Source organism: Xenorhabdus griffiniae (genome assembly GCF_015163655.1).
GTDB classification, from domain to species: Bacteria; Pseudomonadota; Gammaproteobacteria; order Enterobacterales; family Enterobacteriaceae; genus Xenorhabdus; species Xenorhabdus griffiniae.
The window spans coordinates 1-18380 of record NZ_JADEUF010000081.1 but is presented as its reverse complement, the minus strand read 5'-3'; the positions used below and the strand labels follow the sequence as shown (position 1 = coordinate 18380).

16 protein-coding genes and 1 pseudogene are annotated in these 18380 nt (G+C 46.7%); 14 read left to right on the top strand and 3 right to left on the bottom strand.

Annotated elements, in window-relative coordinates:
• Positions 1-461: 461 nt before the first annotated feature.
• The 14 genes from hexA to nuoN all read left to right on the top strand — a co-directional run bounded on the left by hexA (position 462) and on the right by nuoN (position 17130).
• Positions 462-1454 (top strand): transcriptional regulator HexA, encoded by a 993-nt coding sequence (hexA, locus tag IQ211_RS13145; protein WP_189759303.1) that lies wholly within the window; start codon positions 462-464, stop codon positions 1452-1454.
• Positions 1455-2162: 708 nt separating this feature from the next.
• The gene (locus tag IQ211_RS13140) at positions 2163-2627 is read left to right on the top strand and encodes an NADH-quinone oxidoreductase subunit A (RefSeq protein WP_189759302.1); all 465 of its coding nucleotides are present in this window, start codon (positions 2163-2165) and stop codon (positions 2625-2627) included.
• Positions 2628-2642: 15 nt separating this feature from the next.
• On the top strand, positions 2643-3317 hold the full coding sequence (locus tag IQ211_RS13135) for a NuoB/complex I 20 kDa subunit family protein (protein ID WP_047769419.1): 675 nt from the start codon (positions 2643-2645) through the stop codon (positions 3315-3317).
• 75 nt (positions 3318-3392) lie between these two features.
• A complete protein-coding gene (gene nuoC, locus IQ211_RS13130; RefSeq protein WP_189759301.1) occupies positions 3393-5192 on the top strand; it encodes an NADH-quinone oxidoreductase subunit C/D in 1800 nt (599 codons plus the stop codon).
• A gap of 2 nt (positions 5193-5194) precedes the next feature.
• Positions 5195-5740: an NADH-quinone oxidoreductase subunit NuoE gene (gene nuoE / locus IQ211_RS13125; RefSeq protein WP_189759300.1), complete on the top strand. Its 546-nt coding sequence runs from the start codon at positions 5195-5197 to the stop codon at positions 5738-5740.
• A complete protein-coding gene (gene nuoF, locus IQ211_RS13120) occupies positions 5737-7101 on the top strand; it encodes an NADH-quinone oxidoreductase subunit NuoF (protein ID WP_189759299.1) in 1365 nt (454 codons plus the stop codon). Before nuoE ends, nuoF begins: the two co-directional genes overlap by 4 nt.
• Positions 7102-7162: 61 nt before the next feature.
• Positions 7163-9886 (top strand): NADH-quinone oxidoreductase subunit NuoG, encoded by a 2724-nt coding sequence (gene nuoG / locus IQ211_RS13115; RefSeq protein ID WP_189759298.1) that lies wholly within the window; start codon positions 7163-7165, stop codon positions 9884-9886.
• Entirely contained in the window at positions 9886-10863 is a 978-nt protein-coding gene (gene nuoH, locus IQ211_RS13110) for an NADH-quinone oxidoreductase subunit NuoH (RefSeq protein WP_189759297.1), read from the top strand. Before nuoG ends, nuoH begins: the two co-directional genes overlap by 1 nt.
• Positions 10864-10879: 16 nt before the next feature.
• A complete protein-coding gene (gene nuoI / locus IQ211_RS13105) occupies positions 10880-11422 on the top strand; it encodes an NADH-quinone oxidoreductase subunit NuoI (protein ID WP_189759296.1) in 543 nt (180 codons plus the stop codon).
• A gap of 12 nt (positions 11423-11434) precedes the next feature.
• On the top strand, positions 11435-11965 hold the full coding sequence (gene nuoJ / locus IQ211_RS13100) for an NADH-quinone oxidoreductase subunit J (RefSeq protein WP_189759295.1): 531 nt from the start codon (positions 11435-11437) through the stop codon (positions 11963-11965).
• On the top strand, positions 11965-12267 hold the full coding sequence (nuoK, locus tag IQ211_RS13095) for an NADH-quinone oxidoreductase subunit NuoK (RefSeq protein ID WP_189759294.1): 303 nt from the start codon (positions 11965-11967) through the stop codon (positions 12265-12267). Before nuoJ ends, nuoK begins: the two co-directional genes overlap by 1 nt.
• Positions 12264-14126, top strand: coding sequence for an NADH-quinone oxidoreductase subunit L (gene nuoL, locus IQ211_RS13090; RefSeq protein ID WP_189759293.1), 1863 nt, complete (start codon positions 12264-12266; stop codon positions 14124-14126). The genes nuoK and nuoL overlap by 4 nt, the downstream gene beginning before the upstream one ends.
• A gap of 19 nt (positions 14127-14145) precedes the next feature.
• Positions 14146-15666, top strand: coding sequence for an NADH-quinone oxidoreductase subunit M (gene nuoM, locus IQ211_RS13085; protein WP_189759292.1), 1521 nt, complete (start codon positions 14146-14148; stop codon positions 15664-15666).
• Positions 15667-15672: 6 nt separating this feature from the next.
• On the top strand, positions 15673-17130 hold the full coding sequence (gene nuoN / locus IQ211_RS13080; protein ID WP_189759291.1) for an NADH-quinone oxidoreductase subunit NuoN: 1458 nt from the start codon (positions 15673-15675) through the stop codon (positions 17128-17130).
• 206 nt (positions 17131-17336) lie between these two features.
• On the opposite strand, the gene IQ211_RS13075 is transcribed toward nuoN, so the two are convergent.
• The 3 genes and pseudogenes from IQ211_RS13075 to IQ211_RS20170 all read right to left on the bottom strand — a co-directional run.
• On the bottom strand, positions 17337-17654 hold the full coding sequence (locus IQ211_RS13075) for a hypothetical protein (RefSeq protein ID WP_189759290.1): 318 nt from the start codon (positions 17652-17654) through the stop codon (positions 17337-17339).
• A 7-nt stretch (positions 17655-17661) separates the two neighbouring features.
• Entirely contained in the window at positions 17662-18042 is a 381-nt protein-coding gene (locus tag IQ211_RS13070) for an EndoU domain-containing protein (protein ID WP_399477999.1), read from the bottom strand.
• A gap of 54 nt (positions 18043-18096) precedes the next feature.
• Positions 18097-18180, bottom strand: a pseudogene (locus tag IQ211_RS20170) (RHS repeat-associated core domain-containing protein); the annotation flags it as partial.
• Between the last annotated feature and the right edge of the window lie 200 nt (positions 18181-18380).

Sequence of the window (18380 nt, the reverse complement as noted above, 5' to 3'; positions counted from 1 at the left end):
CTTATAATTTATCTTTACTGACCTAAAGTTAATTTAGGTTTTTATCTCAGGATACTTTGACAAATTTTTTGAGTTTTTATCCATAGCATTTTTGAGCCTATTCGATAAAAATGTCAATTTATTAAAAATTCTAATACTATCTGATAATGTTAAGTGTTCCTAATTCAGATTAGGTTATTCTTTGAAGCAAGTCAGAAAAAGGATATTTGTACTGGAAATTCGTGATTATGTGATGTAAATAGGGTTTTCTCTCTAGACTTATTTTGGGATTGCATAAATTTTGTTAAGAAAGGAGAAAATAAAACCCATGATGATTTAAATAGTAAAAAAATGAAGTAAACCTTTGCCCTATTTAATAGAGTAGAGTAATGTCACAATCGGTATTATTTTATTTGATACTGCTGAAGTAAAAACACCAGGTTAGTTAGTAATTAAAATCAAAAAAAAGTGATGAATAAACAATGATAAATGCAAATCGTCAGATAATAAACCTCGATCTCGATCTGCTAAGAACTTTTGTTGCTGTTGCTGACTTAAATACTTTTGCAGCAGCAGCGGCAGCTGTTTCTAGAACGCAGTCAGCTGTGAGTCAGCAAATGCAGCGGTTGGAACATCTCGTGGGGAGAGAGTTGTTTGCTCGTCACGGTCGCAATAAGCTTCTGACCGAACATGGTCTTCAACTTCTTGGTTACGCACGCCAAATTCTGCGTGCTAATGACGATGCAACCGCATCATTAACCTACAATGATGCCGACGGTGAATTAAGAATAGGTGTATCCGATGACGCTGTTGATACACTGCTTCCTTTCTTATTGAACCGTATTGCCTCTGTCTATCCACGTGTGGCCGTTGATGTGCGTATTAAGCGCGCTCAGTTTATCGAAAGCATGTTGGATAACCATGAGATTGATTTGGCAGTCACCACAGCAAAAATCAACCACCATCCTAAAACACTCTTACGTTCTTCGCCTGTTTTATGGCACTGTGCACCAGATTTCCAATTGCAGACAAACGAGCCTGTCCCGTTGGTTGTAATGGATGAAACTAATCCTTTCCGCCAGATCGCTCAGGAAACACTGGATATGGCTGGCATTTCATGGCGTATTGCGTATGAAGCTGCTTCCTTATCCGCTGTTCGCGCGGCTGTGAATGCAGAAGTCGGCATTACGGCTCGCCCTCTGGAAATGCAGAATGCGGACCTGAGAATTTTAGGTGAAATTGAAGGATTACCACGTCTGCCGGAAATCCAATTCTTCTTATATCGTAATAGTAACGAACAGAACGAATCTGTTTTGACTGTTTTTGATGCAATAGAAAATAAGAAAACACCTTATACTGTAACAGCTGTTGAATCTGATGAATCCGACGAAATGGATGAATCTATCGATACGATTGAACCCATCAAATCAACTGAAACAGTGGATGAAAATTCCGCTGAAAATATAGACGAATAAGTATTATGTGTTTTATAGGCTAATATTTCCATTTTATTTATGGAAGTATTAGCCTGTTGCTAATTACTTATTAATAATCTTCTCAAATTTTCATTTCCATTTCTGATATTTCTAATAAGAAATATACCCTACTAATTTTCCTATACCTTTCGAATTTTGGTTAATAGAATGTTGTTTTGTTAACAAATTTTATTTCCCTAACTTGATAAAATAAACCATTTTCAGAAATAGCTCGCTTATTGCACTTTAATCGTTCTTTTTAGAAACAATTTATTAATCGTTGAATAAATTACATTCAAGTGTTGAATGTTTTTCAATGAAACTGTGCACTTGATCATAAAAATACCCCAAGCAGTGCAGTGGAAAGACAGGTTTTTCCTGCGATAATGGTGTAGTAAAGTCGAGTTATCGGTTAGACTAGTTATGTCAGGAAGATGTTTTTTTGTACGACTGACACGTTTTAGCGGTATGCCAGCACAATCCGTTAATTAATGGTTTGTGGTTTGTAAATAAATAGGCAGGTGCTTTTGCCGTTAGGGCGAATTTTGTTGAGAGGAATAAAAACCAAGACGATTCAATCGATAAGATACATTGATTAGCGTTGTTTCAGATTTGGTTGTTATCCCTTCCCATGAATCGATGTGGTGCAACACTGCCGGCAAAAAGAGCAGACACTTTGACACCACTTTTGATGAGTAAGCAACGAGTATGTCTACATCCACTGGAATTTTAGCCCATCACTGGGCATTCGCGGTTTTTCTAATAGGTGCTCTTGGTTTGTGCGCATTCATGCTACTGGGTGGGTACTTCATGGGGGGCAGGGCGAAAGCCAGGGCAAAACACGTCCCTTATGAATCAGGTATCGATTCTGTCGGTAGTGCACGTTTGCGTCTGTCGGCGAAGTTTTATCTGGTTGCCATGTTCTTTGTTATCTTCGACATTGAAGTCCTTTACCTGTATGCATGGGCCGTCTCAATCAAAGAGAGCGGTTGGCTAGGCTTTGCCGAAGCAAGCATTTTCATTTTGGTGTTATTGGCAGGTTTGGTTTATCTGGCGCGTATTGGGGCATTGGATTGGACACCAGCGCGTTCAAAACGTCAGGTTAGTAAACCGAGTGCTGATACTTATATCAACACTACTGGCGATCATACCAACAACAGTCACATGCAGTAATAGCGAGGCATAAAGATGGATTATACGCTCACCCGCATAGATCCTAACGGTGAGAATGACCGTTATCCCCTGCAAAAACAGGAAACTGTCAGCGATCCCTTGGAGCAACATGTTCACCGAAGTGTCTATATGGGGAAACTGGAACATGCTCTGCATAATATGGTGAATTGGGGGAGGAAAAACTCCCTGTGGCCTTATAACTTTGGACTTTCTTGCTGCTACGTGGAAATGGTGACGTCATTTACCGCTGTCCACGATGTTGCACGTTTTGGTGCCGAAGTATTGCGAGCATCTCCCCGTCAGGCTGATTTCATGGTGATTTCCGGGACCTGTTTCGTCAAAATGGCGCCCGTCATTCAACGCCTGTACGACCAATTGCTGGAGCCGAAATGGGTTATCTCAATGGGAGCCTGCGCAAACTCTGGTGGTATGTACGACATTTACTCCGTAGTTCAAGGGGTTGATAAATTTATCCCTGTCGATGTTTATATTCCTGGTTGCCCTCCTCGCCCTGAAGCCTATATGCAGGCTCTGCTGCTGTTGCAAGAGTCCATAGGCAAAGAACGACGCCCACTGTCATGGGTGGTTGGCGATCAAGGGGTTTACCGCGCCAATATGCAATCAGAAAGAGAAAGGAAACGCGGTGAACGTATTGCAGTGAAAAATCTGCGTACTCCAGACGAAATTTAAGGCTTTTAGCCATATAGCGTAACCAGAGCAATGTGTTGCGATCACAAAAACCCTGATCAAGCGTTGTGGTGAAGAATGATGACAGATCAGATAGCGCAAGAAAGCGCCCGGCCTGCTTGGGCAACACGAGATCATCTTGATGATCCGGTTGTCAGCGAGCTTAATCGTCAATTTGGCCCGGATGCCTTTACCATCCAGCCGACCCGCACTGGTATGCCAGTTGTTTGGGTCAAACGGGAACAGTTACTGAAGGTAATAACGTTCCTGAAAAAATTGCCTAAACCTTATGTCATGTTGTTTGACTTGCATGGCGTCGATGAGCGTCAGCGCTCTCACCGAGAAGGCTTGCCGGCAGCTGACTTTTCGGTGTTTTATCATCTCCTTTCTATTGAGCGTAATCGCGACATCATGCTGAAAGTCGCGCTCGCTGAACAAGACCTGAATATCCCAACTGTCACGTCAATTTTCCCAAATGCCAACTGGTATGAACGTGAAACGTGGGAAATGTTTGGCATCACCTTCAATGGCCATCCCAATTTGCGTCGTATCTTGATGCCACCGACATGGGAAGGTCATCCGTTGCGTAAGGAATATTCTGCCCGTGCCACGGAATTTGATCCTTTCGTCTTGACTAAGCAGAAAGAAGATCTGGAAATGGAAGCGCTGACTTTCAAACCCGAAGAGTGGGGGATGAAGCGCGGTACAGATAATGAAGACTTCATGTTCCTTAATCTCGGTCCAAACCATCCTTCTGCTCACGGTGCATTCCGCATTATTCTGCAACTTGACGGCGAAGAAATCGTCGATTGTGTTCCCGATATCGGCTACCACCATCGGGGTGCCGAAAAAATGGGAGAACGTCAGTCATGGCACAGCTATATCCCTTATACCGATCGCATCGAATATTTGGGAGGATGTGTTAACGAAATGCCGTATGTGCTGGCGGTTGAAAAGCTGGCTGGTATTGAAGTCCCCGATCGGGTGAAAACAATTCGTGTCATGTTGTCCGAACTGTTCCGCATTAATAGCCATCTGCTTTATATCAGTACATTTATCCAGGACGTTGGTGCGATGACGCCCGTCTTCTTTGCCTTTACTGACCGGCAGAAGGTTTACGATGTCGTCGAGGCGATTACGGGATTTCGTATGCATCCGGCATGGTTCCGCATCGGTGGTGTTGCGCATGATTTACCGCGTGGTTGGGACAAACTCTTGCGTGAATTGCTGGACTGGCTACCGAAACGTTTGGATTCCTATGTCAAAGCAGCGTTGAAAAACAGTGTCCTGAAAGGGCGCTCTGTTGGGGTTGCGGCCTACAATGCCAAACAAGCTTTGGACTGGGGGGTTACCGGTGCGGGGCTGCGTGCCACTGGCATTGGTTTTGATGTACGTAAATGGCGCCCTTATTCTGGTTATGAAAATTTCGATTTTGAAGTACCAACAGGCTACAACGGTGATTGCTATGACCGGGTAATGCTGAAAGTGGAAGAAATCCGTCAGAGTATGCGTATCCTTGAGCAGTGCCTGAAAAATATGCCGGAAGGACCATTCAAGGCTGATCATCCACTGACCACTCCGCCACCGAGAGAACGGACTTTGCAGCATATCGAAACCATGATTAACCACTTCCTGCAAGTATCATGGGGGCCGGTCATGCCTGCCAATGAATCATTCCAGATGATCGAAGCGACTAAAGGTATCAACAGTTATTACTTGACCAGCGATGGTAGCACCATGAGCTACCGTACCCGTATCCGTACACCAAGTTTTGCTCACTTGCAGCAAATTCCATCGGTGATCCGCGGTAGTCTGGTTTCTGACCTTATCGTCTATCTGGGCAGTATCGATTTTGTTATGTCTGATGTGGATCGCTAACGATGCAAAGTGAATTTAACACAAACAAGCAAGCACGCCTTGATGTAGTTAACGTAACGGACGCTCAGACCCCGGATGAGTTTGTATTGAGTGCTGACGAACGTAATGCCATTGAGCAGGAAAAACACCACTACGAAGATCCGCGTGCTGCGTCAATCGAAGCACTGAAAATTGTGCAAAAACAGCGTGGTTGGGTGCCAGATGGTGCCATTTATGCCATTGCTGAGGTATTAGGTATTCCGGCCAGTGACGTGGAAGGGGTGGCAACGTTTTACAGCCAGATTTACCGGCAACCAGTGGGGCGTCACATTATTCGCTACTGTGACAGTGTCGTATGTCACATCACGGGCTACCAGGGTATTCAGGCAGCGATAGAATCGAGTCTGAACATTCGTCCGGGGCAAACCACGGCTGATGGACGTTTCACACTGTTGCCAACCTGCTGCCTGGGTAACTGTGACAAGGGACCCACGATGATGATTGATGAGGACACCCACAGTTACGTAAAACCCGAAGAAATTGAAAAATTACTGGAGCAATATCCATGACAACGCATTCAGGAGTGAAAGAAATTATCCGCACAGCGGAAACTCATCCCCTGACATGGCGGTTGCGTGATGACCAACAACCTGTCTGGCTGGATGAATACCGAAGCCAAAATGGTTATAAAGGGGCCGAAAAAGCACTGAAGGGCATGGCTCCTGATGAAATTACCGCACTGGTTAAAGATGCTGGCTTAAAAGGTCGTGGCGGTGCAGGCTTCTCAACCGGCTTGAAATGGAGCCTGATGCCAAAAGACGAAAGCATGAATATCCGCTATTTATTGTGTAATGCGGATGAGATGGAGCCGGGTACTTATAAAGACCGCCTATTGATGGAGCAATTGCCTCATCTGTTGGTGGAAGGCATGTTAATCAGTGCCTTTGCATTGAAAGCCTATCGCGGTTACATCTTCCTGCGCGGTGAATATGTCGAAGCGGCTGCCCATTTACGCAAAGCCATAGAGGAAGCCAAGGCAGCTGGATTGCTTGGCAAAAACATTTTGGGCAGTGGTTTTGATTTTGAACTGTTTGTTCATACTGGCGCGGGGCGTTATATCTGTGGTGAAGAAACCGCTTTGATTAACTCCCTTGAAGGGCGCCGGGCAAACCCACGTTCAAAACCGCCATTTCCTGCGACGGCTGGCGTATGGGGTAAACCTACCTGCGTCAACAATGTCGAAACATTGTGTAACGTTCCTGCCATTCTTGAACATGGGAAAGAGTGGTATATCGGTTTGAGTGCCGGCAAAAGTAAAGATGCCGGTACTAAACTCATGGGCTTTTCTGGCCGAGTCAAAAATCCAGGTCTTTGGGAATTACCTTTTGGCACAACTGCCCGTGAAATTCTTGAAGATTATGCGGGCGGAATGCGTGATGGCTTGAAATTCAAGGCATGGCAACCCGGAGGGGCAGGAACTGATTTTCTGACCGCGGACCATTTAGATTTGCCGATGGATTTTGAGCATATCGCTAAAGCGGGTAGTCGATTGGGAACCGCACTGGCAATGGCGGTGGATCATGAAATCAATATGGTTTCCCTGACTCGCAATCTTGAAGAATTCTTCGCACGTGAATCTTGTGGTTGGTGCACACCATGCCGTGATGGCTTGCCGTGGAGTGTCAAAATCCTCCGGGCCATTGAGAGTGGCAAAGGCCAGCCAGGTGATATTGAAACTTTAGAACAACTCTGTCGTTTCCTTGGTCCAGGCAAAACGTTTTGCGCCCATGCACCAGGTGCTGTGGAACCTTTGCAGAGTGCTATCAAGTATTTCCGTGAAGAGTTTGAAGCGGGAATTGTCACCAAAGATTATGGCAATACCAATCTGATTGCGGGTATTCAACCAAACCTGCTCAACCAGCGTTGGTAACAAACAGTGCTAATTTTTGATTAACGCCTGCCACGGCAGGCCATTGGGAAGCATGCTGACTATGGCTACGATACATGTAGACGGCAAAGAATATGATGTAAACGGGGCTGATAACCTGTTACAAGCCTGCCTCTCATTGGGGCTTGATATACCTTATTTTTGCTGGCATCCAGCGCTGGGAAGCGTTGGCGCTTGCCGCCAGTGTGCGGTGAAGCAATATCAAAATGCGGAAGATACACGCGGTCGTTTGGTGATGTCTTGCATGACACCAGCGTCAGATGGCACGTATATCTCTATTGATGATGAAGAAGCTAAACAGTTCCGTGCCAGTGTTGTGGAATGGTTAATGACCAACCATCCCCACGACTGTCCAGTTTGTGAGGAAGGGGGTAACTGTCATTTACAAGATATGACAGTGATGACGGGGCATTCATTCCGAAAATACCGTTTTACCAAACGTACTCACAAAAATCAGGAATTGGGGCCATTCATTGCTCATGAAATGAACCGTTGCATCGCCTGTTACCGCTGTGTCCGTTACTACAAAGATTATGCGGATGGAACGGATTTTGGTGTTTATGGTGCTCATGACAACGTCTATTTTGGTCGTCCTGAAAGTGGCACATTGGAAAGTGAATTTTCCGGTAACCTGGTTGAAATTTGCCCAACAGGGGTATTTACCGACAAAACACATTCAGAACGCTACAACCGTAAATGGGACATGCAGTTTGCGCCAAGCATCTGCCAACAGTGCAGTATTGGTTGTAATACCAGCCCTGGGGAACGCTACGGTGAATTGCGCCGGATAGAAAACCGTTATAACGGCACAGTCAACCACTACTTTATGTGTGACCGCGGGCGTTTCGGTTATGGTTATGTTAACCGTGACGATCGTCCTCGCCAGCCACAACAATTGCGTGGCGATCAGTGGATTTCATTGAATGCTGAGCAAGTTATGCAAGGAGGCGCAGATATTTTGCGTCAGGCTAAAAATGCTATTGGCATCGGTTCACCGCGTGCCAGCATTGAAAGTAACTTTGCCTTGCGTGAATTGGTTGGTGCGGAAAACTTTTACAGTGGTATTTCAGCGGAAGAACAACATCGCCTTGATACGATGTTAGAAATTCTCCAGCAAGGTGGGGTTTATACGCCATCGCTGCGTGAAATTGAAGATTATGATGCGGTGCTGGTGTTAGGGGAAGACCTGACCCAAACGGCTGCTCGTATGGCGTTATCTGTGCGTCAGGCAGTGAAAGGCAAAGCGCGTGAAATGGCGGCTGCTCAGAAAGTGGCAGACTGGCAGATTGCAGCTGTGATGAATATTGGCCAACACGCCAAATATCCTCTTTTCTTAACCAGTGTCGATGAAACCCGACTGGATGATATTGCCGCATGGAGCTACCGTGCACCTACTGATGATCAGGCTCGCCTGGGTTTTGCCGTGGCACATTCCCTGAACAATATCGCTCCTGCCGTTAATGATCTGCCGGATGAGCTGAAATCGAAAGTGGAAATCATTGCACATGCATTGCGTGATGCGAAAAAACCCTTGATCATCAGTGGCAGTAATCCAGGCAGTGATGCCTTGATTCAGGCTGCGGCCAATATCGCATGGGCCTTGAAAGATAAAGGTGCGGATGTGGGGCTTTCCTATGTTGCCGCATATGCGAATAGCCTGGGATTGGCGATGATGGAGGCGCAGCCATTAGATGCTGCTTTACAGCGTATCGCTAAAGGGGATTCAGACACCGCTATCGTTATGGAAAACGATCTCTATCGTCATGCACCGGCGGATAAAATTGATCGTGCACTGGATAGTTTGAAAAATCTGATCGTCGTGGATCACCAACGCACCGCCATTATGGATAAGGCGCATTTGATTCTGTCAGCTTCCAGTTTTGCTGAAAGCGATGGTACGTTGGTGAATCAAGAAGGCCGTGCTCAACGCTATTTCCAGGTTTACGAACCTGCATTTTATGATAAATCCATCGTTATGTTAGAAAGCTGGCGCTGGATGCATTCCCTGTATACCACCTATACACAGTGCCAAACCGATTGGACACAACTTGATCACGTGATTGCAGCTTGTGTCAAAGTGATGCCGCAATTCAAAGGCATCGTAGATGCGGCACCAGATGCGACATTCCGTATTCGTGGGCAAAAATTGGCGCGTTCACCTCATCGTTATAGTGGCCGTACCGCGATGTTGGCTGATGTCAGTGTCCATGAGCAGCGCCAGCCACAGGATATCGATACTGCATTTGCTTTCTCAATGGAAGGGAACAACAGCCCATATGCACCACGTCAGCAAATTCCATTTGCATGGGCACCAGGCTGGAACTCACCGCAAGCGTGGAATAAATTCCAGGCTGAAGTGGGTGGCAAGCTGCGCTTTGGTGATCCAGGGGTTCGTTTGATTGAAACGGTTGATGGTGGATTGAACTATTTTGACGCTATCCCGACCGCATTTACTGCGCAAAAAGATCAATGGCATGTTGCGCCCTATTTCCACTTGTTTGGCAGTGAAGAGCTGTCACAACGTTCTGATGTAATACAGGAACGTATGCCTGAGCCGTATGTGATGATTAATCAAAAAGATGCGGAGCATTTGAAGGTGAAAGAAGGCGCTGTGATGACATTTGATTGTGAAGGACAGCAACTGCGTTTGGCCGTGCGCGTAAGTGGTAATCTGGCCCAAGGGCAAATTGGCTTGCCACTGGGAATGTCAGGTATACCGCCGGTTCTGGCAGGCAAATCAGTCCATAACTTACGGGAGGTTGCATAATGAGCTGGTTGACTCCCGATGTCATTGAAATCCTGATTACTGTACTGAAAGCGGTTGTCATTCTACTGGTCGTGGTGATCTGCGGGGCGTTCATGAGTTTCTTTGAACGCCGTATCCTTGGCCTGTTTCAAAACCGTTATGGGCCAAACCGAGTCGGTTGGGGCGGTTCATTGCAGCTTGTCGCAGACATGATCAAAATGTTCTTTAAAGAAGACTGGGCGCCACGTTTTTCTGACAGAGCCATTTTCACTTTGGCTCCTGTCATTGCATTCAGCTCAATGCTTCTGGCCTTTGCGATCGTGCCAGTCAGCCCGACATGGATGGTCGCAGACCTGAATATTGGTATCTTATTCTTCATGATGATGGCGGGTTTGGCGGTTTATTCCGTGCTGTTTGCGGGGTGGGCGAGTAACAACAAATATGCCTTGCTGGGTGCGATGCGTGCATCAGCACAGACATTGAGTTATGAAGTTTTCCTCGGTATGTCCATGATGGGCGTTGTGGCACAAGCTGGCTCCTTTAACATGGTGGATATCGTCAACTCACAGCAACATGTATGGAATGTCATTCCTCAATTCTTTGGCTTCCTGACTTTTGCCATTGCGGGTGTCGCGGTATGTCACCGCCATCCCTTTGACCAACCGGAAGCCGAGCAAGAACTGGCCGATGGCTATCACATTGAATATTCCGGCATGAAATTCGGTCTGTTTTTTGTCGGAGAATATATCGCGATTGTGACAGTATCTGCTTTGATCGTCACGCTGTTCTTTGGTGGCTGGAATGGACCTCTTTTGCCTCCATTCGTCTGGTTTGCGCTGAAAACAGCATTTTTCATGATGATGTTCATTTTGATCCGCGCTGCCTTGCCACGTCCTCGTTATGACCAGGTGATGTCGTTTGGCTGGAAAGTTTGTCTGCCGTTAACGTTACTGAATATGCTAGCGACAGCCGCAGTTATTTTATACAACGCTCAATAAAGGGGGTGATTGAACCATGACATTGAAAGAATTAGTGGTCGGTTTTGCCACCCAGGTACGCAGTATTTGGATGATAGGGCTTCATGCCTTCCATAAACGCGAAACAAAAATGTATCCGGAAGAGCCGGTTTATCTGCCACCCCGTTACCGTGGGCGCATCGTTCTGACGCGTGATCCTGACGGTGAAGAGCGTTGTGTTGCGTGTAACTTGTGTGCAGCGGTGTGTCCGGTGGGATGTATTTCACTGCAAAAAGCAGAGCATAAGGATGGGCGCTGGTATCCTGAATTCTTCCGCGTCAATTTTTCGCGTTGCATTTTCTGCGGCCTGTGTGAAGAAGCGTGCCCAACTACCGCTATTCAGTTGACACCGGATTTTGAACTGGGTGAATACAAGCGTCAGGATCTGGTATACGAGAAAGAAGATCTGCTGATTTCAGGGCCAGGTAAATATCCTGACTATAACTTTTACCGTAAGACAGGTATGGCAATTGACGGCAAAGATAAAGGTGAAGCCGACAATGAGGCTAAGCCTATCGACGTTAAAAGCCTGTTGCCGTAAGGAGCGATATTCATGGAATTTACATTTTATGTCGCAGGGCTGGTTGCGATTCTCGCAACACTCAGGGTAGTAACCCATACGCATCCGGTACATGCACTGTTGTATCTGATTATTTCCTTGTTAGCCCTGTCCGTTGTGTTTTTTTCAATGGGCGCCTATTTTGCTGGTGCTTTGGAGATCATCGTTTACGCGGGCGCAATTATGGTGTTGTTCGTCTTCGTCGTGATGATGCTGAATCTGGGAAAATCAGTTGTCGAGCAGGAACGGCGCTGGTTACAACCCCGTGCCTGGATTGGCCCGTCACTCCTGTCTATCGTGCTGTTGATTGTGTTGGTTTACGCCATCAGTACCCTGTCATCTGCTGAAATCAGTGGTGAAGTCGTCAGTGCCAAAGAAGTAGGGATTAGCCTGTTTGGCCCTTATGTATTGGTGGTCGAGCTGGCCTCTTTGCTGTTATTGGCAGGATTGGTAGTGGCTTACCACATCGGCCGTGAAAATCGGCAAGGGGAAGTGATCAGCAATCGTGCGGAGGACCAACAATAATGATAGCGTTACACCATGGCCTCATCTTGGCGGCTATTTTGTTTACATTAGGCTTTACCTGCCTGGTTATTCGCCGCAATCTGTTATTTATGCTGATCGGGTTGGAAATCATGATCAATGCTTCAGCGCTGGCGTTTGTCGTTGCTGGCAGCTATTGGCTCCAGCCTGATGGTCAGGTGATGTACATTCTGGCCATCACGCTGGCAGCCGCCGAGGCGAGTATCGGTTTGGCACTGTTACTACAGTTGCACCGTCGTCGCCAAAACCTGAATATTGATACAGTCAGTGAGATGCGCGGATGAACTTACTCTATTTAACAATTCTGCTGCCACTGCTGGGATTTTTGCTATTGGCATTTTCCCGTGGCCGCTGGTCTGAAAATTTGTCAGCTACCGTTGGGAGTGGTTCTGTTGGGCTGGCAGCATTGGTCACCTTCTGGGTAGCGATTGATTTTCTTACTCAGGATGGGGCAGGGGGGCTGGTCTACAGCCAGACGCTGTGGAACTGGATGGCAGTGGATAATTTCAGTATCCCGATTAATCTGGTACTGGATGGTCTGTCACTGACAATGCTAAGTGTTGTGACTGGCGTTGGTTTCCTGATCCACATTTACGCTTCCTGGTACATGCGCGGTGAAGAGGGATACTCCCGTTTCTTCGCCTATACCAATCTATTTATCGCCAGTATGGTGGTATTGGTACTGGCAGATAACATACTACTGATGTATCTCGGTTGGGAAGGCGTCGGCCTGTGCAGTTACCTGTTGATCGGCTTCTACTACAAAAACCCTGCCAATGGCGCGGCGGCAATGAAAGCCTTTATTGTGACCCGTGTTGGTGACGTATTCCTTGCTATTGGTATGTTTATCCTTTACGACCAGCTTGGTACGTTGAGTTTCCGCGAATTGGCGGTATTGGCGCCACAACATATTGAAGTAGGTTCTAGCGCAATCACCTGGGCAACCTTGATGATTCTGGGTGGTGCTGTCGGTAAATCCGCTCAGTTACCATTGCAAACATGGTTAGCAGATGCGATGGCCGGTCCGACACCCGTTTCTGCGCTGATCCACGCCGCTACAATGGTTACTGCCGGGGTTTATCTGATTGCCCGTAGCCATGCATTGTTCTTGATGGCGCCTGATATCTTACATTTGGTCGGTATTATTGGTGCGATCACCTTGCTGCTGGCAGGTTTCGCCGCACTGGTACAGACAGATATCAAACGGGTGCTGGCTTATTCCACCATGAGCCAGATTGGTTACATGTTTCTGGCATTGGGTGTACAGGCGTGGGATGCCGCGATCTTTCACCTGATGACCCATGCATTCTTCAAAGCATTACTGTTCCTGGCTTCTGGCTCGGTGATTCTGGCCTGCCATCATGAGCAAAACATCTTCAAAATGGGTGGGCTGAGTAAGCGTATCCCATTTGTTTATCTCTGCTTCCTGGTGGGTGGCTCTGCGTTGTCGGCACTGCCATTACTGACAGCCGGTTTCTACAGTAAGGATGAAATCCTGTGGGGTGCGTTGGCAAATGGTCATATGAACCTGATGCTGGCGGGGCTGATTGGCGCATTGATGACATCACTGTATACCTTCCGCATGATCTTTATCGTGTTCCACGGTGAAGAAAATACCCATGCTCATCCAGTCAAGGGCATTACTCACACTTTGCCATTGTCAGTGTTGCTGGTGTTGTCCACTTTTGTGGGCGCGCTAATTGTGCCACCGCTGGCGGGAGTCTTACCTGAGAGTGTTCTATCAGGAAACAGCGCGACAGGGCATGATGGCAAAATGACATTGGAAATTATTTCTGGTGTGGTTGCTATTGTCGGTATCTTGCTGGCGGCTGCGTTGTATCTGGGCAAACGTGGTGTGGTTAATGCTACGGCGAACAGCGCCCCAGGGCGTTTCTTCTCCACATGGTGGTTCCATGCCTGGGGATTTGACGCGCTATATGACTGGGTATTTGTGAAACCATTCAAGGGTATCACTCGCCTGTTGCAAAGTGATCCTTTGAACTCACTGATGAACATTCCAGCCATATTGTCACGTTGGGGCAATAAAGGGCTACGTTGGAGTGAGAACGGACAAGTCCGTTGGTATGCTACCTCTATGGGGTTGGGTGCAGTGCTGGTTTTAGCTCTGCTGCTTTTGGTTTAATTAAGGGACACATTGCGCCATGCTACTACCTTGGCTAATTCTTCTGCCCTTCATCGGAGGCCTGTTGTGTTGGCAGGCCGAGCGCTTCGGCACCCGTATGCCGCGTTGGATAGCGCTTCTGGCGATGGGACTGACGCTGTTACTCTCCCTGTACCTGTGGTTACAGGGCGGTTATACACTCACCAACCCACAGGGCATACCACAGTGGCAATCTGAATTCTTGCTTCAGTGGATCCCACGTTTCGGCATTAGCATTCATCTGGCACTGGATGGTTTATCCTTGCTGATGGTCGTGTTGACTGCATTACTGGGTTTGATGGCGATCCTCTGTTCGTGGAATGAAAACCAGCCATACCAAGGCTTCTTCCACCTGAACCTGCTGTGGATATTGGGTGGTGTGATGGGAGTTTTCCTTGCCATCGACCTATTCTTATTCTTCTTCTTCTGGGAAGTGATGTTAGTACCGATGTACTTCCTGATTGCCCTGTGGGGGCACAGAGGCTCAGAAGGTAAAACCCGTATCACTGCGGCAACGAAATTCTTCATCTATACCCAAGCCAGCGGTTTGGTGATGCTGATTTCGATTCTGGCACTGGCTTTCATTCACCATGATGCAACTGGCGAATGGACATTCAACTATGAAAAACTGTTGGATACGCCGATGTCACACACCGTTCAATACCTGCTAATGCTGGGTTTCTTCATTGCATTCGCGGTAAAAATGCCGGTTGTTCCTTTACATGGCTGGTTGCCGGATGCTCATAGTCAGGCTCCAACAGCAGGTTCAGTTGACCTTGCAGGGATTTTGTTGAAGACGGCGGCTTATGGTTTGTTGCGTTTCAGTTTGCCTCTGTTCCCGCAAGCTTCTGCGGAATTTGCTCCGATTGCCATGTGGCTGGGCGTTATTGGTATTTTCTACGGTGCCTGGATGGCATTCAGTCAGACTGATATCAAACGTTTGATTGCTTATACCAGTGTTTCCCATATGGGTTTTGTGCTTATCGCCATTTACACAGGTAGCCAATTGGCTTATCAGGGAGCGGTGATCCAAATGATTGCACATGGCCTGTCAGCCGCGGGTTTGTTCATTCTGTGTGGTCAGCTTTATGAACGCCTGCATACCAGAGACATGCGCCAAATGGGCGGATTGTGGGGAAGAATTCAGCTTTTGCCGGCGATATCCCTATTTTTTGCCGTAGCCACATTAGGTATGCCAGGAACCGGTAACTTTGTTGGGGAATTTATGATCCTGTTCGGCAGCTTCAGTCAATTTACCCTGGTGACTACGGTATCCGTGTTCGGTTTGGTTTTTGCCTCCGTTTACGCACTGTACTTGATGCAGAAGGCTTATTACGGTACGGCAAAAACTGATAAACCCTTACAGAGAATGGATGTGCGTGAAATTTCCATTTTGCTGCTGTTGGTTGTCTTGCTGGTGATTTTGGGGGTTTACCCGCAACCAATTCTTGATACCTCAGCCGCAGCAATGGGTAACATCCAGAATTGGTATTCAGCTTCACTTTTAACTACAAGGCCGTAATTCGCCATGACAATAACTTCTGAACAATTGATCGCACTGTTGCCGCTATTGATCGTCGGATTGACGGTAGTGGTTGTGATGTTGTCCATTGCGTGGCGACGCGATCATTTCACCAATGTCACCTTGACGGTGATTGGTCTAAACCTGGCCCTGTTCTCACTCTATTTTGTGGGGCAGCAGGAGCCAATGGATGTCACGCCATTGATTCATGTAGATCGTTTTGCAATGTTCTATACTGCGCTTGTGCTGATTGCGAGCCTTGCAACAACGACATTTGCCTACTCATGGTTGGAAAATTATCCCGATAATAAAGAAGAATTTTATCTGTTGGTGTTGATTGCGGCGGCTGGGGGCATTCTGCTTTCTTCTGCCAACCATATGGCATCACTGTTTATCGGAATTGAATTGATCACCTTGCCGCTGTTTGGCTTAGTGGGTTATGCGTATCGCCAGAAACGTTCATTGGAAGCGGGCATTAAATATATGCTGTTGTCTGCGGCCGCATCTTCATTCCTGCTGTTTGGTATTGCATTGCTGTATGCAGAATCCGGTGATTTGTCTTTCGCATCACTTGGAAAAAGTTTGAGCGATAGCAAACTGCATGAACCGTTAGTTCTGGCTGGCTTGGGGATGATGATCGTAGGGCTGGGCTTTAAACTTTCCCTTGTGCCTTTCCAACTGTGGACACCGGATGTTTATCAAGGCGCACCGGCACCGGTATCGACCTTTCTGGCAACAGCAAGTAAGGTTGCGATCTTCGCAGTGATCATGCGTTTATTCATTGAAGCACCCGTGGCTGAAAGCACAACCTTACGTATTCTGCTAACAGTGATTGCTATTGCATCTATCCTGTTTGGTAACTTATTGGCCTTGACACAAAGCAATATCAAACGACTGCTGGGCTATTCATCCATTGCTCATTTGGGATATTTGCTGGTGGTATTGGTTGCCATCAAAGATCATACGTTGGCAGAAGAGACGGCAGGTATTTATCTGGTCGGTTATTTGTTCGCCAGTATTGGGGCATTTGGTGTGGTCAGCTTGATGTCCAGCCCATACAGAGGGCCAGATGCGGATTCACTGTTCTCATATCGTGGCTTGTTCTGGCATAAACCGATCCTGTCAGCGGTAATGACAGTGATGATGCTGTCATTGGCGGGAATACCATTAACATTTGGCTTCATTGGCAAATTTTATGTCATCGCGACAGGTGTTGAAGCAAAATTGTGGTGGCTGACTGGTGCTGTTGTTGTGGGTAGTGCCATCGGTCTTTACTACTATCTACGCGTGATGGTGAGCTTGTACCTGCCAGCGCCGAAAGCACTGAACCGTGATACACCACGCAATTGGGCGTTTACTTCTGGCGGGATTGTAGTGTTGCTCAGTGCATTACTGGTATTGATCCTTGGTGTTTGGCCACAACCGCTAATTGATATTGTCCAGTTGGCGAAAACTGCTCTATAAACAATAAGCTAAAGAAACTGTTTAAAAAACCCAGTCATCGTTGTCTGGGTTTTTTGTTGTAAATGTCTGACAGCAAGACCAGCTCAGTGAAATTGAGCTGAGAATGTGGGAACTGATTGGGGAGTATCAAAGCCGCTAAGAGCAAGGACTGAGCGGCCCTTAAAAAAAAGCCGGAAGATCTTGGGATCTTTCCAGCTCTTTAATGTTTATTCTCTACTTAGAAGTAATTCTTTCCATTTTTCAAGATAACCTTTGAATTCTTCTATGGTTGCGAGCTTAAGACTTTCTTCTGTATATTCGTTAAATATTTCGACACCATCCGGTTTAATGGTAACAGTATGAGCATTGCCAGTACCTTCCCATAGTGGTAATACGCCATTTTTGATAGATTCGCATAAATCAATAAGTTCGTTCACGCTATAAATACTACCCTGAATATCACCACTTAAAAAATCAGCTAATACATGGCGATCATAATCAATATCGACTGCTGGATATCCATCTTTATCAATAAAAAATTTCATATTTCCTCTACTTAGTGTATATAGGGTATGCGGTATTTATCTTACCCGAAGCGTCAAGCCATCCTTCTATTCTAACTCCGCTAGGTGCTTTTCCAGACCATTTCCCATTTGGCTGTATTGTGGCATTTTGATAAGCACCTTTAATCTCATCTAGAACTTTTTGCTGACTCCATGATTTTGGATAAAATGATGATTCGCGTTCTTTGGGTATCCATTGACCTGTCTTCGCATCGCGAATTTCTACTTTACCTGTATAAAAGCCCTGTGAATTAGGTGGATTTGTCATTTGAACAATTCGCGCTTTACCGTGATGATCTCCTTCATGATGAAATCCAACCGCCTTCCCTCTCCTGTTAACTTCACCGTGGAAAACATGCTCATCATTTATCGAAGGAACAGCTCTTTTGGAAGCCTGCTTAAGCAGTTTATCGCAATCTTCTCCTGCTAATCCCAGTGGATCGATCCATCTTGTGGGATTATGCACATATCCGTAAGGATTCAACCCGCCCGCCAGCCCAATGGGGTCTTAGGAACGATTCCGGTGCGGTCATACTGTTTTAAGCGATTTTTTCTTTGACTATCAGCTTGTTAAAGAACCATTTTTACCTGTTCCGTCCATCCCCGCGAACCTAAAACGCCGATGTGCACTTTTGGCCTGTTTTGCGATGTTGCCCCGGTGCGCTTTTTGCCCTGCTACCGCCGCAAGTCGTTGTGCAGTATAGCGCC